This window comes from Sphingomonas panacis, from assembly GCF_001717955.1.
GTDB classification, from domain to species: Bacteria; Pseudomonadota; Alphaproteobacteria; order Sphingomonadales; family Sphingomonadaceae; genus Sphingomonas; species Sphingomonas panacis.
Map to the genome: position 1 here is coordinate 2,511,185 of NZ_CP014168.1, position 22,766 is coordinate 2,533,950.

22 protein-coding genes and 1 tRNA gene are annotated in these 22,766 nt (G+C 65.7%); 12 read left to right on the forward strand and 11 right to left on the reverse strand.

Annotation, left to right across the window (positions count from 1 at the left end):
- Nucleotides 1–372: 372 nt before the first annotated feature.
- The 3 genes from J0A91_RS11390 to J0A91_RS11400 all read left to right on the forward strand — a co-directional run bounded on the left by J0A91_RS11390 (nt 373) and on the right by J0A91_RS11400 (nt 5,237).
- Nucleotides 373–3,063, forward strand: a complete 2,691-nt coding sequence (locus J0A91_RS11390) for an Rne/Rng family ribonuclease (RefSeq protein ID WP_240501982.1) — start codon at nt 373–375, stop codon at nt 3,061–3,063.
- Between the two features lie 102 nt (nt 3,064–3,165).
- Nucleotides 3,166–4,521 (forward strand): M48 family metalloprotease, encoded by a 1,356-nt coding sequence (locus J0A91_RS11395; protein WP_069207247.1) that lies wholly within the window; start codon nt 3,166–3,168, stop codon nt 4,519–4,521.
- On the forward strand, nt 4,518–5,237 hold the full coding sequence (locus J0A91_RS11400; RefSeq protein WP_069205011.1) for a DsbA family protein: 720 nt from the start codon (nt 4,518–4,520) through the stop codon (nt 5,235–5,237). Before J0A91_RS11395 ends, J0A91_RS11400 begins: the two co-directional genes overlap by 4 nt.
- Nucleotides 5,238–5,258: 21 nt before the next feature.
- Here J0A91_RS11400 and J0A91_RS11405 read toward each other — a convergent pair whose 3' ends face one another.
- Complete coding sequence (locus J0A91_RS11405) at nt 5,259–5,399, reverse strand: hypothetical protein (protein WP_169833133.1); 141 nt, start codon at nt 5,397–5,399, stop codon at nt 5,259–5,261.
- A 203-nt stretch (nt 5,400–5,602) separates the two neighbouring features.
- Between J0A91_RS11405 and J0A91_RS11410 the strand changes: the two genes are divergently transcribed.
- Together J0A91_RS11410 and J0A91_RS11415 are read left to right on the forward strand one after the other, a co-directional pair.
- On the forward strand, nt 5,603–6,538 hold the full coding sequence (locus J0A91_RS11410; RefSeq protein WP_069207248.1) for an ABC transporter ATP-binding protein: 936 nt from the start codon (nt 5,603–5,605) through the stop codon (nt 6,536–6,538).
- Nucleotides 6,539–6,647: 109 nt separating this feature from the next.
- Nucleotides 6,648–7,418 carry an ABC transporter permease gene (locus tag J0A91_RS11415; protein ID WP_206364901.1) on the forward strand — a complete coding sequence of 257 codons (771 nt, stop codon included), beginning with the start codon at nt 6,648–6,650 and terminating at the stop codon, nt 7,416–7,418.
- A 111-nt stretch (nt 7,419–7,529) separates the two neighbouring features.
- On the opposite strand, the gene J0A91_RS11420 is transcribed toward J0A91_RS11415, so the two are convergent.
- From J0A91_RS11420 to J0A91_RS11430, 3 genes are all read right to left on the reverse strand, one after another.
- Complete coding sequence (locus tag J0A91_RS11420; protein WP_069205013.1) at nt 7,530–9,392, reverse strand: CocE/NonD family hydrolase; 1,863 nt, start codon at nt 9,390–9,392, stop codon at nt 7,530–7,532.
- A 59-nt stretch (nt 9,393–9,451) separates the two neighbouring features.
- A complete protein-coding gene (locus J0A91_RS11425) occupies nt 9,452–10,897 on the reverse strand; it encodes a DEAD/DEAH box helicase (protein ID WP_069205014.1) in 1,446 nt (481 codons plus the stop codon).
- Between the two features lie 99 nt (nt 10,898–10,996).
- The gene (locus J0A91_RS11430) at nt 10,997–11,455 is read right to left on the reverse strand and encodes a hypothetical protein (RefSeq protein ID WP_069205015.1); all 459 of its coding nucleotides are present in this window, start codon (nt 11,453–11,455) and stop codon (nt 10,997–10,999) included.
- Nucleotides 11,456–11,562: 107 nt separating this feature from the next.
- Between J0A91_RS11430 and J0A91_RS11435 the strand changes: the two genes are divergently transcribed.
- Both J0A91_RS11435 and J0A91_RS11440 read left to right on the forward strand, forming a co-directional pair.
- Nucleotides 11,563–13,011 carry an FAD-binding oxidoreductase gene (locus tag J0A91_RS11435; protein WP_069205016.1) on the forward strand — a complete coding sequence of 483 codons (1,449 nt, stop codon included), beginning with the start codon at nt 11,563–11,565 and terminating at the stop codon, nt 13,009–13,011.
- Nucleotides 13,012–13,073: 62 nt separating this feature from the next.
- Nucleotides 13,074–13,850 carry a SapC family protein gene (locus J0A91_RS11440; protein ID WP_069205017.1) on the forward strand — a complete coding sequence of 259 codons (777 nt, stop codon included), beginning with the start codon at nt 13,074–13,076 and terminating at the stop codon, nt 13,848–13,850.
- Nucleotides 13,851–14,243: 393 nt separating this feature from the next.
- Here J0A91_RS11440 and J0A91_RS11445 read toward each other — a convergent pair whose 3' ends face one another.
- Nucleotides 14,244–15,095, reverse strand: a complete 852-nt coding sequence (locus tag J0A91_RS11445) for an N-formylglutamate amidohydrolase (protein ID WP_069205018.1) — start codon at nt 15,093–15,095, stop codon at nt 14,244–14,246.
- A 109-nt stretch (nt 15,096–15,204) separates the two neighbouring features.
- Here J0A91_RS11445 and cpdR point away from each other — a divergent pair, with 109 nt between their 5' ends.
- From cpdR to J0A91_RS11470, 5 genes are all read left to right on the forward strand, one after another.
- Nucleotides 15,205–15,579 (forward strand): cell cycle two-component system response regulator CpdR, encoded by a 375-nt coding sequence (gene cpdR, locus J0A91_RS11450; RefSeq protein WP_069205019.1) that lies wholly within the window; start codon nt 15,205–15,207, stop codon nt 15,577–15,579.
- 81 nt (nt 15,580–15,660) lie between these two features.
- A tRNA-Val gene (locus J0A91_RS11455) sits at nt 15,661–15,735 on the forward strand.
- Nucleotides 15,736–15,849: 114 nt separating this feature from the next.
- On the forward strand, nt 15,850–17,436 hold the full coding sequence (locus J0A91_RS11460; RefSeq protein ID WP_069207250.1) for an MFS transporter: 1,587 nt from the start codon (nt 15,850–15,852) through the stop codon (nt 17,434–17,436).
- Between the two features lie 47 nt (nt 17,437–17,483).
- Complete coding sequence (locus tag J0A91_RS11465; RefSeq protein WP_069205020.1) at nt 17,484–18,242, forward strand: NUDIX hydrolase; 759 nt, start codon at nt 17,484–17,486, stop codon at nt 18,240–18,242.
- Nucleotides 18,242–18,967, forward strand: coding sequence for an extensin-like domain-containing protein (locus J0A91_RS11470; protein WP_069205021.1), 726 nt, complete (start codon nt 18,242–18,244; stop codon nt 18,965–18,967). Before J0A91_RS11465 ends, J0A91_RS11470 begins: the two co-directional genes overlap by 1 nt.
- Before the next feature lie 11 nt (nt 18,968–18,978).
- On the opposite strand, the gene J0A91_RS11475 is transcribed toward J0A91_RS11470, so the two are convergent.
- The 6 genes from J0A91_RS11475 to J0A91_RS11500 all read right to left on the reverse strand — a co-directional run bounded on the left by J0A91_RS11475 (nt 18,979) and on the right by J0A91_RS11500 (nt 22,758).
- A complete protein-coding gene (locus tag J0A91_RS11475) occupies nt 18,979–19,467 on the reverse strand; it encodes a GNAT family N-acetyltransferase (RefSeq protein ID WP_240501983.1) in 489 nt (162 codons plus the stop codon).
- Between the two features lie 8 nt (nt 19,468–19,475).
- On the reverse strand, nt 19,476–19,766 hold the full coding sequence (locus tag J0A91_RS11480) for a type II toxin-antitoxin system TacA family antitoxin (RefSeq protein ID WP_069205023.1): 291 nt from the start codon (nt 19,764–19,766) through the stop codon (nt 19,476–19,478).
- Nucleotides 19,767–19,911: 145 nt separating this feature from the next.
- Nucleotides 19,912–20,451, reverse strand: coding sequence for a hypothetical protein (locus tag J0A91_RS11485; RefSeq protein ID WP_476749566.1), 540 nt, complete (start codon nt 20,449–20,451; stop codon nt 19,912–19,914).
- Between the two features lie 374 nt (nt 20,452–20,825).
- The gene (locus J0A91_RS11490) at nt 20,826–21,101 is read right to left on the reverse strand and encodes a hypothetical protein (RefSeq protein WP_069205025.1); all 276 of its coding nucleotides are present in this window, start codon (nt 21,099–21,101) and stop codon (nt 20,826–20,828) included.
- 60 nt (nt 21,102–21,161) lie between these two features.
- Nucleotides 21,162–21,944, reverse strand: coding sequence for a transglutaminase-like domain-containing protein (locus J0A91_RS11495; RefSeq protein WP_069205026.1), 783 nt, complete (start codon nt 21,942–21,944; stop codon nt 21,162–21,164).
- A 79-nt stretch (nt 21,945–22,023) separates the two neighbouring features.
- The gene (locus J0A91_RS11500; RefSeq protein ID WP_069205027.1) at nt 22,024–22,758 is read right to left on the reverse strand and encodes a Bax inhibitor-1/YccA family protein; all 735 of its coding nucleotides are present in this window, start codon (nt 22,756–22,758) and stop codon (nt 22,024–22,026) included.
- Nucleotides 22,759–22,766: the final 8 nt, after the last annotated feature.

Below are 22,766 nucleotides of genomic sequence, written 5' to 3' on the forward strand. Positions count from 1 at the left end.
TGTGCCGCGACAAAAATGTGCCGGTTGCTGCGCACCGTTTGGGATGCTACGCATGCGCAGGCACCGGAAAGCGCTTGTTTTGGCGCTGCCCCGGTCGATCCGGTCGCCCGCAAGCTATTGCGGCGACTTTTCAGGTTGACGTTCGCATGATGCATTTCTCCACAAGCTCGCGCCGACCGGCTTTTGCCGGCGGCTTCGCGAGCGCGCGGAGTGCCGTGGGCCAAGCGCCCGGGCGTGCGATGCGAGCAGAGGCGATTTTCGAAACCCATTGCGGCCACCGGCCGGGCGCGTTTTCCGCCCGGCACGCGCCGCGTCATGATTGCGCGCGGAACGCCCTGTACGGCCGTGGCCCGCGCGCCCGGAGAACATTAAATGACCACGCGTATGCTGATCGACGCACGCCACCGGGAAGAAACCCGGGTGGCTGTCGTCAAAGGGAACCGAATCGAAGAGTTTGATTTCGAATCTGCCGAGCGCAAACAGCTCAAGGGTAATATCTATCTCGCCAAAGTAACCCGCGTCGAACCCTCGCTTCAGGCGGCGTTCGTCGATTACGGCGGCAATCGCCACGGTTTCCTCGCCTTCAGCGAAATCCACCCTGATTATTATCAGATCCCGCGGGAAGATCGCGAAGCGTTGCTGCGCGAAGAAGCCGAGCACGCCGAGCAGGAAGCCGCCTTGCGCGCCCAGCAGGATGCCGAGGACGACGATTACGAAGACGGCGAGAACGACGGCGACGATCACGAGATCGACGAGGATTCGGTCGAGCGTTTCGAAGATGACGGCGGCGTCGATGCCGAAGCCGCCGCCGAGGAAACCGGCCGCCGCCGCAGCCGCGGCAAAAGCCAGTCGGACGACGCGGTCGAGGATTTGCGCGAACGCCGCATGAACCTGCGCCGCCGTTACAAGATCCAGGACGTGATCCGCCGTCGGCAGGTGCTGCTGGTGCAGGTCGTCAAGGAAGAGCGCGGCAATAAAGGCGCGGCGCTGACCACCTATCTGAGCCTCGCCGGCCGCTATTGCGTGCTGATGCCCAACACGTCGCACGGCGGCGGCATCTCGCGGAAAATTTCCAACGCCGGCGATCGCAAGCGGCTCAAGTCGATCATGGCCGAACTGACGCTGCCCGCCTCGATGGGCTGCATCGTCCGCACCGCCGGGCTCCAGCGCACCAAGGTCGAGATCAAGCGCGATTTCGATTACCTCGCCCGGCTGTGGGATGGCATTCGCGAAACGACGCTTCAGTCGTCGGCGCCCGCGCTCGTCTACGCGGACAGTGATCTGATGAAGCGCGCGATCCGCGACATCTACAATCGCGAGATCGAGGAAGTGATCGTCGAGGGCGATGAGGGCTATCGCCAGGCGAGGGAGTTCATGAAGCTCCTGATGCCGAGCCACGCCCGCAAGGTGCAGCATTATTCCGATCCCGTGCCGCTCTTCCAGCGCGCCGGCGTCGAGGATCAGCTTTCCGCGATGTATCACCCGGTCGTTCAGCTCAAGTCGGGCGGCTATCTCGTCATCAATCCGACCGAGGCCTTGGTGTCGATCGACATCAACTCGGGACGTTCGACGCGCGAACACAATATCGAGCAGACCGCAACCGCGACCAATCTCGAAGCCGCGACCGAGATCGCGCGTCAGTTGCGGCTGCGCGACATGGCCGGCCTCGTCGTCATCGATTTCATCGACATGGATCATTCGTCCAACGTCCGAAAGGTCGAGAAGGCGATGAAGGAGGCGCTCAAGAACGATCGCGCGCGCATCCAGGTCGGTCGCATCTCGTCGTTCGGGCTGATGGAAATGAGCCGGCAGCGGCTGCGCACCGGCGTGCTCGAGGCGTCGACGCGCCCGTGCCCGCATTGCGAAGGCACTGGCTTCGTTCGGACCGCCTCGTCAGCTGGGCTGTCGGCGCTGCGTCTGCTCGAGGACGAGGCCGCACGCGGTCGCGGATCGCAGTTGACGCTGCGCGCGAGCCAGGAAGCGACCTACTACATGCTCAACCGCAAGCGCGCGGAACTTGCCGAGATCGAGGATCGCTACGGCGTCACGATCGAGGTCGTTCCCGATGGCGAGCAGGAAGGCGCGCGCATGACGGTCGAGGCCTCCGGCCCGCCGCCCGAGCATCCGCCGCGCTTCGACGCGCCGATTATCGAGGTCGACGAGGACGACTATCCCGAGGAGATCGAAGAGGAGATCGAGGCCGAGGAAGAGATCGAAGCCGAGGAGGGCGAAGACGCTGAAGACCGTCCCCGTCCGGGCGAGACGCGCGCCGAGGGCGAAGCGCGCGGTCGTCGTCGTCGCCGGCGTGGACGTCGCGGTCGCAATCGTCCCGAAGGCGAGCAGACCGAGGGCGATCGGGATGAGGCCACTGACGTGGCGGCATCCGAGCCGGACGCGGTCGAAACCGAGGCGGCTCCAGCCGACGTCGTCGCTCCCGATGCAGGCGACGGCGAGGGCGGCGAGGGCCGTCGTCGCCGCGGCCGGCGCGGTCGCCGTGGCGGTCGTCGCGGTGAGGGCGAGGCCGCCGCATCGGCGACTCCGTCCGAGGGTGAAGCGCCTGCCGGCACGTTGCTGGAAGGCGTAGAGGAAGGCTCGATCGAGGCCGTAGCGCTTGCCGACTATGCGGCGGACGCAGTGGCGGATGCTCCGGTCGAGGCACCTGCCGAGCCCGAAGCCGTCGAGGAGGCGCCCAAGAAGAAGGGCCGTCGCCGCAAGGCCGTTGCCGAGGCGCCGGTAGAGGCCGCGCCCGAGCCGGCGGTGGAAGCGCCCGTCGCCGAGGCCGAAAAGCCGAAGCGCAAGCGCCGCACCAAGGCCGAGATGGCTGCCGCCGAAACCGTCGTCGTCGAAGCTCCGGTGGTGGAAGAAGAAGCCAAGCCCAAGAAGCGTCGTGCGCCGCGTCGCAAGGCCGATGACGCCGTAGCCGAGGCGGCTCCCGCCGCAGCGGAGCCGGAGGCCGAAGCCGCCGCAACCCCGCAAGGTGCTACGCCTGGCGAGATCGATCCCGATCCGGGCGAGGCCGGATCGCCGCGGCGCGGCTGGTGGCAGCGCACCTTCGGGGCCTGACCGATCCCGGCGGGGCTTGCCTGATGGCAGGTCCCGCCGGAACCGCTTCACCGTGGGTTCACGCCATGCCGAGCAGGAGCGCCGAGCCGACATATGCTTCGAGTGAAACGCCTCTTCGCCGGCTTTGCCGCCGCGCTCCTGCTGTGGACACAGCCCGCCGCCGCGCAATCGATCCTGCGCGATGCCGAGACCGAAGCGCTGTTCAACGATATGTCTCGGCCGTTGATCCTCGCCGCCGGTCTGTCGCCGAACACTGTCAAGGTGATCCTCATCAACGATGACTCGATCAATGCCTTCGTCATCGGCGGGCAGACCGTCTACATCCATTCGGGCCTGATCGCCGCCGCAGACAACGCCAATCAGGTGCAGGGTGTGATCGCGCACGAACTCGGCCATATCGCGGACGGGCATGTCGTGCTGGCCGATGCCGGCTATCGTCCCGCGCTCGGCATTTCGATCCTAAGCCTCGTGCTCGGTATCGCGGCGATGGCGGCAGGCGCGGGCGACGCTGGCGCGGGTATTCTCGCTGCGGGCCAGACCGCCGCCGGCTACAAGGCCGCAGCGTTCAGCCGCGTCCAGGAATCGACCGCCGATGCCACCGGCGCCAAGTTTCTCCGCCAGGCCGGGATCAGCGGCAAGGGCATGCTCACCTTCTTCAAGAAGCTGCAAAGCCAGGAATATGCGGTGGGCCTGCAGAACATCGACCCGTTCGCGCAAAGCCACCCGCTGAGCGGCGACCGCATCGCCACGCTGACCGCCGACGTGAGTGCTTCGCCCGCGTATAACACTCCGCTCGACCCCGGTCTGGAAGAGCGCTTCAAGCGGGTGAAGGCAAAGCTGACCGGATATGTCTCCGATCCGAAGACCACGCTCAACATCTATCCGGCGAGCGACACCTCCGAATACGGGTATTATGCCCGCGCGTATGCGTGGCACAAGGCCGGCTATCCTGACAAAGCGGATGCCGAGACCAAGGCGCTACTCGCGATCAAGCCGCACGACCCGTATTTCCTCGAAGTGCGCGGGCAGATCCTGCTCGAGGCGGGCAAGCCGCGCGACGCGCTGGCACCCTTGCGCGAGGCGACCGAACTGACCCGCACCGAACCGTTGATCGCGACGACACTCGGCCACGCGTTGATCGCGACCGAGGACAAGAGCAATTATCCCGAGGCGGTGAAGGTGCTGCGCTCCGCAGTCGCGCGCGATGACGACAATCCGTTCGCATGGTATCAGCTTGGCACCGCTTATGAGCTGTCGGGCGACGCGCCGCGCGCGATGCTTGCCACGGCCGAGCAGGCGAGCCTGACCGGTGACGTACCTCGTGCAGCCTATAGCGCGAGAGCCGCTATGGCCGGGCTGCCGCCGAACAGCATCGACTGGATTCGCGCGCAGGATATCGCGATGACATCGATGAACGAAATCCAAGACAATCCTGGAAAGTACAAGAAACGCCGATGAGCCGATTCACGATACCGCTGGCCGCGCTGCTCGGCGCCGTGCTCGGCGCGGGTGCGATGTTATGGGGCAGCGGCCATTTCGCGCCGGCTGGCGATCAGGCACGGATCGAGCAAGTCGTTCACGATTACCTGCTCGCACATCCCGAAGTTCTGCCAGATGCGATGGATGCGCTGCGCGACAAGCAGCATGCGAAGACGATCGCCGACAATCATGCGGCGATCCTGGAGCCGTTCGGCAGCGCCTGGGCGGGGAGCGCGCATCCCGACCTGACCATCGTGGAATATTACGACTATAATTGCGGCTATTGCCGCGCCAGCCTGCCCGCGATCGCGCAATTGCTGGCGAGCGACCCCAAGTTGCGGATCGTGTTCCGCGAGTTCCCGGTCCTAGCGGATTCAAGCGCGAGCGCTGCGCGGATGAGCCTCGCCGCCGCCGAGCAGGGCAAGTTCAAACCGTTCCACGACTCGCTCTATGCGGGTGGTCCCGTCACCGATCAGTCGATCGCCGCCGCGGCAAAGATCGCGGGCGTGGACACCGTCAAAGCCGCGGCGTTCGCACCCAAGGCCGACGCCGAAATCGCGGCGAACATGGGAATCGCCCGGCAATTGGGGCTGACCGGTACGCCGAGCTGGGTGATCGGGAACCACGTCGTTTCCTCCGCGCTGCCGCTGGAGGATTTACAGAACCTGGTTGCAAAGGCACGGGCGAAGGGCTGAGGGCATCCGTTCTTTCGCCTGTCAGCAGAACGCCGGCACGGCCTCGTAATCGATCTCGCGGTCGTCTGTACGCATACGTTCGTCGATCATCTGCTGCCAGAACGCGGCTTCCTGCTGCGCCCGTTCAGCGCATTCGCGTGAGCGACGCGCGAGGTCGATCATGTCTTCCAAGTTCATCGTTGCTCCCTTTTTTGCCGAATATCGCACGCTTTTATCGCGGTCGAACGATGCGGTGCACAACAAGATGCAGCGAAAACATCGTTAACCTTTTAGGATGTGGCATTGCTGCGACGAGCCGCATCGCGTGGCTCGCCGTTGCAGTGCCGCAGCGTCGTCCCTATCTGCGCGGCCACAAGGGGAAGCACATGCAACCGATCCTGTCCGTCCGGGGCGTCTCGAAGACTTACGCCTCGGGCCACCGCGCGCTCCAACCCGTCGATCTGGATATCACGAAGGGAGAAATCTTTGCGCTGCTCGGCCCGAATGGGGCGGGCAAGACCACGCTCATCAGCATCATCTGCGGCATCGTCACGCCGTCCACGGGCACGATCACGGTGATGGGCCATGATGCGATCCGCGATTTTCGCGCCGCGCGAAGTGTGATCGGTCTGGTGCCGCAGGAACTCTCGGTCGACATGTTCGAGACGGTGCTCGCGAGCGTGCGGTACAGCCGTCGCCTGTTCGGCAAGCCCGGGCATGACAGTTATATCGAGCAGGTGCTTCGCGACCTGTCGCTGTGGGACAAGCGCAACGCGAGGATTCGCGAGCTGTCGGGCGGGATGAAGCGCCGTGTGCTGATCGCCAAGGCGCTCAGCCACGAGCCCGACATCCTGTTCCTCGACGAGCCGACTGCCGGCGTCGATGTCGCGCTTCGCCGCGATATGTGGAAGCTGGTCCACCGGCTGCGCGAGAAGGGCACCACGATCATCCTGACGACGCACTACATCGAGGAGGCCGAGGAAATGGCCGATCGTGTCGGCGTGATCGACAAGGGCCGAATCATCCTGATCGAACAGAAGACCGAACTGATGAAGAAGCTCGGCAAGCGCCAGATGCTGATTTCGCTGCAGGAGCCGATGGCGACGATCCCGACGGACCTCGACGAATGGCATCTGGCGCTGGAGGATGAGGGGCATACGCTCCGCTACGTCTTCGATGCGCAGGCCGAGCATACCGGCATTCCCTCGTTGCTGCGCAAGCTCGCCGAACTCGGCATCGGCTTCAAAGATCTGGAGACGAGCAAGTCTTCCCTCGAGGATATTTTCGTCGATCTGGTCGAACACAAGGAGCAGGCGGCATGAACGCCGAGCCACAGCGTTCTCGCGCGAAAGCGGGAGTCCAGAGCAGCGCAGGGCAGCATATGCGGCTCTGGAGCCCCGCTTTCGCGGCGGAACTGAAGGAATGCATGCAATGAGCGGCATCAACACCCACGGCGTCTGGGCGATCTACCGCTTTGAGATGGCGCGCTCGCTGCGCACGATCTGGCAGAGCGTCGCAACCCCGGTCATCACCACATCCCTGTATTTCGTCGTGTTCGGCGGTGCGATCGGATCGCGGATCAGCACGGTGGGCGGTGTCGGCTACGGCAGCTTCATCGTGCCAGGCCTCATCATGCTGTCGCTGTTGACGCAGAGCATCTCCAACGCGTCGATCGGCATCTACTTCCCCAAATTCACCGGCACGGTGTTCGAACTTCTGTCAGCACCCGTCACCGCGATGGAGATGGTGGCGGGGTTCGTCGGCGCGGCGGCGACCAAGTCGATCGTGCTGGGGCTGCTGATCCTCGCCACATCGGCGCTGTTCGTGCCGCTGCATGTCGAACATCCGCTGGCGATGATCGCGTTCCTGGTGTTGACGAGCGTGACGTTCAGCCTGTTCGGGTTCATCATCGGCATCTGGGCGAACGGGTTCGAGCAGCTTTCGGTGGTGCCGGCGCTGCTCGTCACGCCGCTGACCTTCCTCGGCGGCGCATTCTACTCGATCGACATGCTGCCGCAGCCGTGGCGCACGATCAGCCTGTTCAACCCGGTCGTGTACCTGATCAGCGGCTTCCGCTGGAGCTTCTTCGGCAAGGGTGACGTGAGTATCGGCCTAAGTCTTGGCGTGACGGCGGCGTTCATGGTGGCGTGCCTGCTGGCGATCGCGGCGATCTTCCGGACCGGGTGGCGGCTTAAAAACTGATCCAAGGCCCGTCATCCCCGCGCAAGCTGGGATCTTTTCGGGGAGGGCGCCCGGCTGACACCACGAGATCCCAGCTTGCGCTGGGATGACGATTGGCCTTTGGCGACGGTGTTACCGCATCACCGGCAGCGTGATTCGCGATCCCGCGCAAACCCGCTGCGTCGCCTTGACGAAGTCCGCCGGCTTGGCACGGGCGATGTTGGGGACGAACGTCTGCGGGTTGCGGTCGATCACCGGGAACCAGCTCGACTGCACCTGCACCATGATGCGGTGCCCCTTCTGGAAGACATGGTCGTGGTCGCGTAGCGGCACGTCCCATGCGACAACGCGGTTGGGCACCAATGCGCGCGGCGCGGTATCGCTGGCGAGGAACTTGCCGCGCCGCACCTCCATCGCGATCGGCCATTCATAGCCGTTGAGTTGCCGCGTGTAGGCACCCAGCGGTGCCGCCATGTCGAACTGCTCGTAGGTCTGCGGCAGCACGTCGATCAGTTTTACCACGAAATCGCTGTCGGTGCCGCTCGTGCTCGCCAGCAAGGTCGCGGCGAGTTTGCCGGTTACGGTGAGGTCCGCGTCGAGCGGTGCGCTCACATAGCTCAGCACGTCGGGACGATGATCGACGAAGCGTTGGTCCTCACTCTCCCACCAGCGCCACTCGGGGCGCGGATAGGTCGGTGAAAGCGGGCGCGAGCGGAACGGCACCGGATTGGCGGGATCGGACACGTAATCGCGGCATGCCTCGCCCTTGGCCGGCGCAGCGAACGAGAGCGAGCCGTCAGCGTGGAAATACAGATCGGTCGGCGTGGCTCCGGTAGGAGGCCAGTGGCGATAGGTTTTCCACACGTTCGATCCCGATTGCAGCATCTTCGCCTCGAAGCTCGGGCGCTCGCCAGTGCCGTGCAGCCAGTAGCGGAAGAACGGCGTCTGGATCTGGTCGCGGAACTCGATGCCGGTGTCACGGCCGAGCGGGATGCGGCCGAGCATGTCCATCTTGCCCTGCCAGGTGCCGTGCGCCCATGGCCCGGCCACCATCTGCGCGAGGTGATCGGGATCGTTGGCCTGCTGCTTCTGGTAGATCTGCCAGCTTCCCCACGGATCTTCCTGATCCCAGAAGCCGGCCACGTTGAGCGTGGGCACGGTCGTCTTGCCGAGCGCGGTCGTCCAGTTCTGGCCGGTATAGAAACTGTCGTGGTTGGGATGGTCGAGCAGCGCGTTCAGCATCGGCACGCTGCCCTTGAAGTAGCGCGTGTCGAGGTTCTCGACCGCACCCAGCGCGAGAAACCATTCGTAGGTATCGACAGTGCCATAGTCGAACGGCTTGTTCTGCGTCTTGTCGACCTGAAGGCTGGAGACCCAGTCGGTCGTATAGCTCAGCCGCAGCGCGCCGTTCCGGTGGAGGTCGTCGTTCTGCCAATAGTCGATCCATGCCGCTTGCGGGCTGACTGCCTTCAGCGCGGGGTGCGGGTGGACCAGCGATACAGCTGCGGCGAAACCGGGATAGGAGACGCCCCACATCCCGACCCGGCCATTGTTGCCGGGCACGGATTTCACCAGCCAGTCGATCGCGTCATAGGCGTCGGTGGCCTCATCGACGGCCTTGGGATCATTCGGGTGGACTGCGGTCGAGAGGGTGAAAACTCCGTCCGAGCCGAAGCGCCCCCGCATCGACTGGAAGACGAAGATGTAACCGTCCTTGACCAGCGACTGCCAGCCGAGCGGCACGGCTTTCGGCGCGGCATCGGGCACGCCGTAGGGCGTCCGCTGGAACAGGATCGGAAGCGGCCCGGTGCTGTCGCGCGGGCGCAGGATCACGGTCTCCATCTTCGCGCCGTCGCGCATCGGCACCATCACCTTTTCGAAGGTGAAGGGCGACTGCTGCGCCGTCTCGGCGACCGGCGCCGCTTGCGGGCGCGCGGTGACGAGCGCGGGCAGGGCGGTGGCTGCGAGCAGCAGCAGGAGACTTGGGGCACGCATCTGAACTTCCTCCCGTTTGGCGGGAGTCTAGCCGTTATCGTACAGCCCTGCCAATGGCATCAGAGCGGGATGCGCGCCATCAGGAAGTCGGGCATCGGGCCGTTCCAGCCATCGTCCGGGCCGTCGTCGGGTTCGCGGCGATCACGGCGCGGGGCACGGTCGTCGCGCGGTGGACGGGTGTCGCGGGGGGCGCGTTCCTCGCGGGCCGGGCGTTCGGCGCGTGGTTGGCGTTGCCCGCGGGGCGCGGGCGCCTCGCGGACCGGCTCGGCTTCGCGCGGAGCGGGTTCGGCGACGGGCTGGGCCTTGGGGGCGGCGGCCGCCGCCTTCGGCTCAACCTTCTTGCCGCGCGTGCGCTTGCGGGGGCCTTCGCCCTCGGCATGGGCTTCGTCGATCGCGCCTTCGAAACGCTCGATCTTAAGCCCGGTGAGCTTCTCTATATTCTCGATATTCTCGGCATCGTCGGCGGTGGCGAAGGTGAAGGCGACGCCGGTCGCGCCGGCGCGGCCGGTGCGGCCGATGCGGTGGACGTAATCGTCGGGATGCCACGGCGCGTCATAGTTGAAGACGTGGCTGACGCCCTTGATGTCGAGTCCGCGCGCGGCGACGTCGGACGCGACGAGCACATTGACCTCGCCTTTCTTGAAGCGTTCGAGTTCGGCGATGCGCTGCGCCTGTTCCATGTCGCCGTGGATTTCGGAGGAACGGAAGCCTGCGCGCTGCAAAAGCTTGTTAAGGTCGCGCACAGTGGTCTTGCGGTTCGAGAAGATGATAGCGGTCTTCACATCCACCGCGTTTAGCAGCTCCTCGAGCTTTTCGCGCTTTTTCGAGGCGGTTACCGGCACCAGCCACTGCTTGATGTTGGTGTTCGCCGTTGCCGGGCGCGCCACTTCGATCGTCTTGGGGTTGCTCAGGAATTTATCGGCGAGCTTCTTGATGACCGGGGGCATCGTCGCCGAGAACAGCAACGTCTGGCGCTGCGGCGGCAGCTTGGTGCAGATTTCCTCGATGTCGGGAATGAACCCCATGTCGAGCATCCGGTCGGCCTCGTCGATCACCAGCAGCGAACAGCCGGTGAGCAGGATCTTGCCGCGTCCGAACAGGTCCATCAGCCGGCCCGGCGTGGCGATCAGTACGTCGACGCCCTTTTCGAGCGCGGCCATCTGGTCGCCCATCGAGACGCCGCCAATCAGGAGTGCCATCGAGAGCTTGTGATTTTTGCCGTATTTCTCGAAATTCTCGGCAACCTGCGCGGCGAGTTCGCGCGTCGGTTCGAGGATCAGCGAGCGCGGCATCCGCGCGCGGCTGCGGCCGTGCGCGAGGATGTCGATCATCGGCAGCACGAACGACGCGGTCTTGCCGGTGCCGGTCTGTGCGATGCCGATGATGTCACGCATCATCAGCACGCTCGGGATCGCACTCGCCTGGATCGGAGTCGGCTCGGTATAGCCGGACTCGGTCACGGCTGCGAGAAGTTCGTCGGAAAGGCCGAGATCGGCAAAGGTCATGAAGGTTCCGGATATTAACGCGCCGCGGGGCGATAGCGCCTGCAGGCCGGCCTAGCGCTTGCGGATTGGCGCGCAAATGTCAAGGAAAAGGGCGGGTTGTCACCTTTCGACGACGCGCCGGAAGGTTTCGATCGGACATACACCGCCCGATCGCGAACGAATCGCGTCCCGCCCGGCGCACAGCAGGCCATCGTCGGGCAGGCGCAGGTACAGATCGGGATAAAAGTCGAGCGCCGGGCAATTGTCGTCGAAGCGCGCACGGATCCGCTCGCCCGTTTCCAGGAGCAGATCGATGCTGTCGCGCCCGGTGATGACCGCGCGATCGAGCGTGGTCAGCGGCACGCATTTCGGCCCGCGCTTTTCCTGCAGGCGCACCGGCCGCTCCGCCCGTTCGCGCGCTCGCGGATCGATCATACGTGGAATGCGAATGACGATTCGGGAATGGAAAGTGAGCTGCGCCATCTCGATCCGTTCGATCGGCGCGTCACGCGGCTGGTCGGCCGCCGCGACAGGGGCGAGCGCGAGCAACGCGAGCAGGGAAGTGACCGGATTCGGCATGGATTTCTTCAGCTTAGTGAAAACGCTTGAACGGATGATGAACTCGCACCGCCGCTCATGTCTCCGCGATTGCCGAGCGGAACGCGCACATGATAGGCACCTTTGCCATGAATACAGCACAGTCCGCGCTCGTCGAGGCGGTTCGCGTCGCGCTTGGCGACAAGGCCGTCGTCACCGACCGGCACGATATCGCGCCGTGGGAAAACGACTGGCGTGGTCGCTACCACGGCCATGCCCCTGCGATCCTCGCGCCCGACACCGTCGAGGGTGTCGCAACGATACTGAGGCTGGCACATGCGCGCGGCGTGCCGCTGGTGCCGCAGGGCGGCAATACTTCGATGGTCGGCGGGGCGACCCCGCCGGCGGATGGATCGGCGCTGATCCTGTCGCTGCGACGGATGAACCGCATCCGCGCGATGTCTGCGGCGGACAACCTCGTCGTCGCCGAAGCCGGGGTGATCCTCGCCGATCTGCACGCGGCGGCGGCGGAGCGGGGCCGGCGTTTCCCGTTGACGCTCGGGTCACGCGGCAGCGCGACGATCGGCGGGCTGACCTCCACCAACGCAGGGGGCACGCAGGTGCTGCGCTTCGGCACGATGCGCGGGCTGGTCGCGGGCATCGAGGCGGTGCTGCCCGACGGCAGCATGCACGCCGGGCTGGCAGCGCTGAAAAAAGACAATCGCGGCTACGATCTCAACCAGTTGCTGATCGGCGCGGAGGGCACGCTCGGCATCATCACGGCGGTCACGCTGCGCCTGGTGCCCGCCGTGACAGATCGGGCGGTGGCGTGGGCCGCCGTCGCCGATCCCGCCGACGCGCTCGCGCTGTTGCGCCGGCTGGAAGCGGCGACTCATGCGATCGAGGGGTTTGAGATCATTCCCGGCGATTCGCTGCAGCTCGTGCTCGACCATATCCCGGGCACGCGTGCGCCGCTCGGCGGCGCGCATCGCTGGCATGTGCTGATCGAGGCGACGGCGAGCGACGCGCAGGAGGAAGCCCCCGCCGCGTTGCTCGAACGTCTGCTCGCCCCCGCCATCGCCGACGGGCAGGTCGCCGACGCGGTGATCGCGGCGAGCGAGGCGCAGGCGGACGCGTTCTGGCGAATCCGCGATTCGCTATCCGAAGCTGAGCGCGCCAGCGGCCCGGCGGTGCAGCACGACATATCGGTGCCGGTGGCGGACATGCCGCGCTTCATGACCGAAGCGGCGACAGCGTGCGAAGCGCGCTTCGCAGGCGTCAGCGCCGCGGCGTTCGGGCATCTCGGCGACGGCAACGTGCATTTCCACGTCCGTGCGCCCGCCGGCGTAGATTCCGCGCTCTGGTATGCGGGGGACGCACCCGGCATCACCCGCTTCGTCAACGATCTGGTCGTCGCCGCCGGCGGATCGATCTCGGCGGAACACGGTATCGGCCAGATGAAGCTGCACGAACTCGAACGGCTTTCCGCGCCGGCGCGGCTTGCCGCGCTCCGCGCGATCAAGGGCGCGCTCGATCCGCAGTGGATTATGAACCCCGGCAAGCTCGTCGCGCTTGCGCCGATCCCGCGCGCACCATAGAGGCCACCGCCAATCGGCGCGCTCGATAGAGGCCCGCTTACACGACCCTTTGGAGATGAAATATGGCCAGCGCGCCGCAACAAGCCTCGCTTCCCTTGTTCTACAACGCGCTCGAGCCGCTTTCGAGCGGGGCACATGCCGCGTTCAAGCTGCGCCAGATCGACAGCGCGCCGTTCCTCGTCAACCAGCATGCGATTCCCGTAACGGTCGATGAGTTCATCCACGTCCAGCGGTCGATGCCGATCGTCTTCACCGCCGGCGACGAGCCGGTCCCGATCGCGCTGATGGGCCTGAACGAGGGCGTCAACGTCTTCATCGACGACGAGGGCAAGCTGAGCGACCCGTCGACCTACGTTCCGGCCTATGTCCGCCGCTATCCGTTCATGCTCGCCAGGCTGACCCCGGATGCGCAGGAACTGTCGCTGTGCTTCGATTCGACCGCCGACGTGATCGGCGCGTTCGAGGAGGGTGAGCCGCTGTTCGAGGACGGCAAGCCGACCGCGATCGTCCAGAACATCCTCCAGTTCAACGAGATGTTCGAAGAGGCGGGCGCCCGCACCGGCAATTTCATGCGCGAACTGCGCGAACTCGGCCTGCTGATGGAAGGCGAGATTTCGATCCAGCCCGAGGGCGCGCCGCAGCCGTTCGTCTATCGCGGCTTCCAGATGGTCAACGAGGAGAAGCTCAACGAGCTGCGCGGCGACCAGCTACGGAAAATCCAGAAGAACGGCATGTTGCCGCTGCTGTATGCGCACCTCTTCTCGCTGCAACTGATGCCGCAACTGTTCGACCGCCAGAACCGCGCCGGCAAGGTGCCGCTGCCCCCGCTCGCGAGCTGAGCGGGGCGGGCGCACCCCGCTCCGCTTTTCCGAGCCGGTTTACAAATGGGCTTCCGCACGCGCGGGAGCCCATTTTGTTTGGTGGGTGGTGGGCGCATCGCGCGGCACCGCATCATGATCGCGCAACCGCGGATGCGGCGTGAACATGTCACAAAAGCGTAAGATTTCCGCCGCTTGCGGTCATTCGTCGCAATGTGATTTTTTAGCCTTGAAGCCCCCATACCCCCTGCCTATATTGCGGTTGCGTGGCTTCGTGTCCCCCCTTTCGCGAGGCCATGCGATACGCTTTCAGCGTATCTCCTCCCTGAACCTTGGCCACCGCGTGCTCCGCACGCGGTGGTTTTTTTGTGTCCTGGTGCGAAGCGTTCGGCAGGGTCGCGTGCGGGCAGGCGGCTATTCCGCCGCGATGGCGCTCGGTCTGGGCAGCGCTTCGTCGGCGACCGCGGCGATGATCCGGCGCAGCAGCGCGGCGGTCGCGATCAGTCCGTCGCCGGGCTGGTCGAGCGCGGTGTCGAGATACAATGCGCGATCGAACTCCAGTTGCACCGCGAAGATGTGCCGTGCCGGGTCGGCGTGTGTGTCGATGATGTGTCCGCCCGCATAGGGCACGTTGAGCGCGACCGGCACGCCGGCGGCCTGGGCCTCGGCCTCGATCCGCGCGACCATGCGGGAGGGCGCGGCGCGGCCGAAGCGGTCGCCGATCACCAGCCGCGCCTGCCCGCCGCCAAGCGACGGCATCGAATGCACGTCGAGCAGCACCGCCACGCCGAAACGCGCCCGTGCGGCCTCCAGCAGCCCGCCCAGCGCGGCGTGATAGGGCCGGTAATCCTGAACGATCCGCGCGGTGACTTCCTGGCCATCGAGCTTGCGCCGCCAGATCTCGCCGGTGCTGGCGGTGCGGCGCGGGATCAGCCCGAGCCCGCCGCGCAGCTTCGCGGTCGCAACCGGCAGCGATTTGGCGGAGACGCCCGTGTCGATCGCGGGATCGCGCTCCTGCTCGCTGCGGTTGAGGTCGATCCAGGCGCGCGCGCGGCGCTGGACGATCATCGTCTTGTCGTTGCGCGCCGCCAGTGCGAGCGCGTCGGCGTGGCGATCCTCGAGCCCGACGAGCGTTTCCGGCGGGACTCGCAGAGCGGCCCGCATCGCCAGCGGATAGTCCCGCCCCGCGTGTGGCACCGACAGCACGATCGGGCTGACCGGGGCGCCCGCGCCGTACAGATCGAAAGACGGAAGTGCCTGCGCCATCAAGCGGAGCCTACGCGCGGCCACGGGCTACCGCAATCGCGGGATCGCGGCTGGAAAATGTTAAGGGCTTTGCGCATAGACGCCGATCCAAGGGCTTGGGCGAAACGCGATGATACGGATCTTGTTGGCGGAGGACGATCGCGTGATGCGCGAGTACCTCACACGCGCGCTGGAGCGCTCGGGCTATGCGGTGAGTGCAGTCGATCGCGGCACGGCTGCGGTCCCGCTGCTGGAGACCGAACCTTTCGACCTGCTGCTGACCGACATCGTCATGCCCGAGATGGACGGCATCGAACTCGCACAGCGCGCCGGCGTGATCGCGCCCGATTTGCGCGTGATGTTCATCACCGGCTTCGCGGCGGTCACGCTCAAGGCCGGAAACGCAGTGCCGCAGGCGCGCGTGCTCTCCAAACCTTTCCACCTGCGCGACCTCGTGCTGGAGGTGGACCGCATGTTCGAGATGGAGCGCGTGAGCGGCGGCTGATTTTTCTGACAAACCGTGCTTGCGCGAGGGGCCAACCCTCGTTATTGGGCGCGGCTCGCAAGGCTTACGGGCCAAGCGCGTGGGCGTGTAGCTCAGTGGTAGAGCACTGTGTTGACATCGCAGGGGTCGCAAGTTCAATCCTTGCCACGCCCACCATTAAAGGGCCGCTGATCCGCCGGATCAGCGGCCCTTTTTGCTGTGGCCCGCTTGCCGCCGCCGCGCGCGCCGTTAAACATCCGTGCGGGCAGGGGAGACGCGGACGTGGCGACGATGATAGCAGGAGCGGGCTCGCCCGAGCCGACGCGGCGCGACATTCAGCGCGTCATCGCCGCATCGTCGTTCGGCACCATGTTCGAATGGTATGATTTCTTCATCTACGGCACGCTCGCCAAATATATCGGTGAGGCATATTTCCCGACCGACAACGTCACGGTGCAGACGCTGCTGACGTGGGCGGGGTTCGCGGTCGGCTTCGGGTTCAGGCCGCTGGGCGCCATCCTGTTCGGGTTTCTGGGTGACCGGCTCGGGCGCAAATACACCTTCCTCGTCACGATCGCGTTGATGGGGCTGGCGACCGCCGGCGTCGGGCTGGTGCCGTCGAGCGCGTCGATCGGGCTGGTCGCGCCAGTGATCGTGATCGGCCTGCGGATCTTGCAGGGGCTGGCGCTGGGCGGTGAATATGGCGGCGCGGCGATCTACGTCGCCGAGCATTCGCCGCCGGGGAAGAGCGGCTTTTACACCAGTTTCATCCAGGCGAGCGTGGTCGGCGGTTTCCTGCTCAGCCTGATCGTGGTGCTGTCGGCCAAGGCGTTGATGCCGGCGGCAGTGTGGGCGGACTGGGGCTGGCGGTTTCCGTTCGTGTTCTCGCTGGTGCTGCTGTCGATCTCGCTGTGGATGCGGCTCAAGCTGTCCGAAAGCCCGGTGTTCCGCGCGATGAAGGAAAGCGGCGAGACGGCGGTGAACCCGTTCGTCGAGAGCTTCACCTTTCCCGGTAACCTCAAGCGGATATTCGTTGCCCTGTTCGGCATTTCGGCCGGGCTGACGGTGATCTGGTACACCGCGATGTTCAGCGTGCTGGTGTTCCTCGGCACGATGCGAGTCGACGATACCGCCGCGCAGATCATCATCGGCGTGGGGGCTGCGAGCGGGCTGGGGTTCTTCGTGCTGTTCGGCTGGTTGTCCGACCGGATCGGGCGCAAGACGCCGATCGTGGTCGGCTATGCGGCGACGCTCCTGCTGCTGTTCCCGATCTACTGGATGATGGGCAGTGCCGCCAACCCCGCGCTGGCCGAGGCGTCGCGCCGCGCGCCGGTGGTCGTGTCGGGGCCGCACTGCGCCTATGATCCGTTCGCCAAGAAGCAGACCGATGCCTGCGGCAAGCTGCTCGATTATTTCTCGAAGAAGGGCGTGCCGTACCGCAAGGCGCATACCCCGGTGACCTTGGTGCTGATCGGCGGCGAGGCGGTGCGCGATACCAGCCGCGCGGGGCTGGACGCGGCGCTGACGCAGGCCGGCTACCAGCTCGACAAGGTCGTGCCGTCGGTCCGCAACATCGCGGTGATGCTGGTCGCGATCGTGATGCTGGGCGCGCTGTCGGGGCTGACCTTCGGGCCGGTCGCGGCGCTGCTGTCGGAGATGTTTCCGCCGCGCATCCGCTACAGCTCGATGTCGATTCCCTATCATATCGGGACCGGCTATTTCGGCGGGTTCCTGCCGTTCATCAGCCAGTACATCATCGCGCGCACCGGCAACCCGTATTCGGGGCTGTGGTATACGATGGCGGTGGTGGCGATGGCGTTGCTGGTGACGATCTGGGGATTGGGCGAGACGCGCGCCGGCACCGCGGAAGTCGAGTAAGCGCGCGCGGATTGCCGCGCGGGGTGCGCCGCCCTAGATCGGCTGCGATGGATGATCCGCAAACTTCGGTCCCCGCCGCAACGCTGGTGATCTTCCGCGACCGGGACGGTGCCGTGCCGGACCTGCTGATGGTCGAGCGCGCGAAGGCGATGGCGTTCGCGGGCGGCGCGACGGTGTTCCCCGGCGGGCGGGTCGATCCGGGCGATCATGCGCTGGCGGCAGGGTTCGACGGCGATCCCGACGACATTGCCGCGCGGATTGCCGCGATCCGCGAGACGATCGAGGAAGCCGGCGTGCCGGTCGGCCTTACGCCGATGCCCGATGCGGTGGCGCTGGCGGGCCTGCGGGCAGCGTTGCACGATGGTGTGGCGCTGGGTGCGGCGCTGCACGCGGGCGGCTTCACGATCGATCCCGCGGCGTTGGTGCCGTTTGCGCGGTGGGTGCCGGCGCACCGCGCGCGGCGGGTGTTCGACACGCGCTTCTACCTCGCCGCACTTCCTGCGGGTGCGCCGGAGCCGGTGGTCGATGCGACCGAGAACACCTGCGTCTTCTGGGCGAGCGCGCGCGGCGTGCTGGAGGAGGCTGCGGCGGGGCGGCAGCATGTGATCTTCCCGACCCGCCGCAATCTCGAACGGCTCGCGCAATATGCGGATTTCGCGCAGGCGCGCGCCGACGCCTTGGCCTATCCGATCCGAACCGTTTCACCGTGGACCGAGGATCGCGCCGGCGTGGCGCACCTCTGCATCCCGGATGATCTCGGTTATCCGGTGACGGCCGAGCCGGTTGCGAACGCAAAGCGCGGGTGATGGCGGCGTTCCGAAGCGCCGCGCTGGCGGTGCTGATCGCGGCGCTGCTGCTGGTGCTGATCCTCGCCGCGATCGCCGGCTTGCGTAGCAACCCCGAGGATCTGCCGTGGACGCCGCTGCATCTGAGCCAGCCGGTCGGGCTGTTCACCGGCCGCAAGCTCGCCGGGCTGCACGACAAAGGGCCGAAATGCGAGAAACTGCTCACCGAGGCCGGGGTGCGGTTCGAGACCGCGCCGCCGATCAAGGACGGCATCTGCGGCTATACCGACGGGCTGCGCCTCGCGGCGAGCGGTGCGCGGCGAATCGTGCTCGCGCCGGCTGATCCGGTGATGGCGTGCCCGGTCGCGGCCGGCTTGGCGATGTGGGAGTGGAACATCGTCCAGCCCGCCGCGCAGCGCTATCTCGGCGCGCCGGTGGTCGCGATCGAGCAACTCGGCACCTATAATTGCCGGTCAATCCGCGGCAGCGCCACGGCGCTGAGCGAACATGGCAGCGCCGACGCGATCGACGTTTCGGCGTTCCGGCTGGCGGATGGCACGCGCATCACGCTGAGCGACGATTGGAAGGGCGACGGCCCGCGCGCGACCTTCCTCCACACCGTCCGTAACGGCGCCTGCAAGTTGTTCTCGACCGTGCTGTCGCCCGAATATAACGCCGCGCACCGCAACCATCTGCATCTCGATCAGGCGGCACGCGGCGCAATGGGCTGGCGCGCGTGCCGGTGACGTGAGATCCATCAGTCGATCAGCGCCCGAACATCCTTGAGCAGAACGAACATGTGGAACGGGTCGGTCGGCGAGGGCAGGAAATCGTGGCGTTCGTAAAAGGCGCGCGCGTTGTCGTCCTTGGCATGTACCACGAAGGCGCGGATGCCGGCGATCTCCGCCGCCTGCAATGTCCGAAGCATGGCGTCTTTCAACAATCCGGCGCCAAGGCGCTGGCCCTGCCGGTCAATGCCGACGGCAAGCCGCGCCAGCAGCATGACCGGGACAGGATGGCGGGCGAGACCTTTTTTGAGGCGCTCGGCGGCGTCGTCAAAGGCGATGTGGCCCACCGCGAGCGTGTAGAATCCAACCACATGCTCGTCGTCGAGTGCGACATAGGTCCGCGACGCGCCGGCCTGCTGGTTCTGCCACGCATAGCGCGTGAGATAGCGGTTCAGTGCTTCCTTCCCACAGTCGAACCCTGCGATGGCGTGGCCGGGTCGCAGCGTCTCGATACGCAAGCCTTCACTCACTTGGGCAGACGTATGTCGAACGGACCCGGCTCGGACAGCAGTCTGGCCAGCCGTGGCAGCGGGCGCGTTGGTGCGTCCAGTGCCGTTTGAAAAGCGGCCCATTGCTCGGCATCGAGGCCGAAATGCTGCCGATCGGGCAGCGTCTCTTCCGCACGGGCAAGCGCGCTCTCCAGCACGAACTCACTAACCGACCGGCTGCTCGCGCGGGCCGCCGTCTGGAGGATATGCTTCGCCGCCGCGGTGACGCGGAGATCGACCTTTTCCGTGCGGGATGATGTCGTGACCATGAGCGAGCCAACCTTTCTTGGCCACTCTACCATAGTTGCCCGACATTGTCATGACAAACCGAAGCCAATCAAGCTTGTGCGGGAGGACGCATTCGGCAGCGATGCCCCCTCCCGCTTGCGGGAGGGGGGCGTCACCGCATGCCGTTCAGTTCCGCATCGCGTTGGCTTCAACCTTTTCGACCCATTTCGGATAGAAGGCCGGCTGCCGGTTCGACCAGCCCGAGGCGGTCGCCGCGGCCTCGCTGATCGACTGGAGCAGTTTGCGGCGCAGATCGGGATGCAATTGCGGCAGCGCCGCCGCCGAGCAGAACGCGGCGGGCAGCCACGGCCGTACCTCGGCGCCGATCAACCGCTCGTACAGGAAGCGATAGGCCGAGAAGGTGGTAAGCCGACCCTGACCGAGATCGAACGCCGTCACCGTCATCAACGGGGCGAGGAAGGGCTCGATCGCGTCGAGGCCGCTGTCGTCCGGGATCATCAGCCGGATGTCGGGGAGGCGGCTGTAGAGCCGAGCCTGCGCCCGGATGCTCGCCGCCTCGACGACATCGCGCGACCAGCGGCTCATCGCATCATCACGGTCCAGCCCGATATCAAGCGAGCGGCGCACATAGCGCTGCGTCGCCGACGAGAACCCCGCGAATTCCTTCATCTCCGCCAGCGTGACCGCACCATTAGCCGGCTTCATGCGCGCACCCATAAATCCACCCCGCTCGACCGTTCAACCGGGAGACACTGCGCCGAGATGGTTGAGGCCATGCTGAACGCGCCGTCGCCCGATATTCACATCGCATCATATAATGTGTTGCGATGCAACAAAGGTTGCGACGAATGGAGATCGAACCGTATTCTTACGGTAGCGAAAGTGACACTTTCACTCTGCGCGCGGCGTGGAAGCTTTAGGACTGCGGGATTTACATGGGGTTCTCCCGCGAACGCGGGAGTCCAGAGCCAAGCAGCGCCGCGTGTGCGGTCCTGGGCCTCCGCATGCGCGGGGAACGCCCTGATGTCCTGGAGTGAAGTCTTCCCGCCCCCGCCAGCATGCGACAGGGGCGGGACGTATCAGGCGGACTTTTCCTGCTGCAACTTGCGTTCCGCTTCCTCGTCATAGCCGGAGGACGCCGGAGGGGTATCGTTGCTCTTGGGCTGGCTGGTCGAGGGCGGATCGCTCGCGTCCATCGACTCGTCGAGGCCGCGATCGAGCTTGGCCTCGGCATTGGCCGGGTCGCGCTCTAGGCGCGCGGCGATCGACTCGTCCTGTCCCGCATCCTGACGCGGATCGTGGACGTGCGCACCCGTATCGGTGTCCTTAGCGACTGGCGTATCGTCCTCTGTCATTACCGTTCTCCTATCGGTTACGCGGGGAGAACGATCGAAACACAGGCCGCGTTCCAGCGGCTATTGGTCGATCCGCTCGACCACGATTTGCTGCTGGTTGAGCGTGGCGGCGCCAAACGTGGTCATGAAGGCGATGTCGGTGGCGTCGCGACCGACCGCGATCCGCACCAGATCGCGCGCGCTGCCCATGCCGGTCGCATCGACCAGCCGCCACGCACCTTCCAGCCACAGTTCGGCGACCGCGTGGAAATCGGGCGGTTCGACGCCGGGAGCATAAGCCGAGACGCAACGCGCCGGGATGCCGCCGGCACGGGCAAGCGCGACGAGCAGATGGGCATAGTCGCGGCAGACGCCCTGACGGTTGGCGAAGGTCATCAATGCTGTGGTCGCGCCGGTGCTGCTGCCCGAAGTGTAGGTGAGGTGATCGCCCACCCACTCGGTCAGCGCGGCCGCGAGCGCACCGCCGCGCAGGCCGGCGAAGGTCTGTTCGAGAAAGCCCTGGAACTGGTCCGATTCGCAATAGCGGCTCGGCATCAGATACGGCACCGTCTCGGGCGGCAGCAGCCGCGGTGCCGTATCGCCGAGCGACGCCAGCGCGACATCGTCACGGTCGATGATCACGACCGCCTGATAGGTGGCATGGAAGCGATTTTCCGCGAGCGCCCAGCACCGGACACCGACATCGTCCGCGCCCGGCATCGCGCGCAGCGGCTCGTTGCTGGAAATCAGCAGATTGTCATATTCGAGCTGCTGGTCCGCCATCGCCGCGGCCTGCACCAGCAGCAGCATGTCGGTCGCGCCATCGATATCATAGTCCAGTTCGACGTCGATCTTGAGGCGCATTTTTTTCCCTTTTGGCAAGCGAAAGGCCCGGCGGATCGCTCCGCCGGGCCTTCCCGATATCAGACGTTTGTGACGCCGCTTAGTTGCGGTTGCCGAACAGACGCAGGATGAACAGGAACATGTTGATGAAATCGAGGTACAGGCTCAGCGCCGACATGATGATCGTATGCTGCTCCGCACCGGTTCCAGCGACCTGCGCATACAGGCTCTTGGTACGCTGCGTATCGTAGGCGGTGAGGCCAGCGAAGATCAGCACGCCGACGAAGCTGATGACCAGATCGAGCGGACCCGAGTGGAAGAACAGGTTGAGCAGGCTCGCCACGATCAGGCCGACGAGGCCCATCATCAGGAACGTGCCCATCGCCGACAGGTTACGGTTGGTGGTGTAGCCATAGAGGCTGAGGCCACCGAACGCCGCCGATGCCGCGAAGAACGCCTGCGCGATCGCGATCGGCGAATAGACCAGGAAGATCGTTGAGAGCGACAGACCCATCGCCACCGCGAAGCCCCAGAACATCGCCTGAAGCGCACCGGACGACATGCGACCGCCGCCGAAGCTCATGCCGAACACGAAGCCGAGCGGTGCGAAGCTGATGACCCATTTGAGCAGGCCGGGGCCGCCGAACACCTGAGCGGCCATGCCGCTGGCGACGAAGCCGAGCGCCACGATGCCGCTGAGCAGCACGCCCGAGAGCATGTAATTGTAAACCGACAACATATAGCGGCGCAGACCCGCGTCGAACGCGCCTGCGCGCGCCGCCGAGTCCGCCCCGAAGGGGGCTGCGCCGGGACGGGGATCAGACCAGTTGGCCATTGTAACAC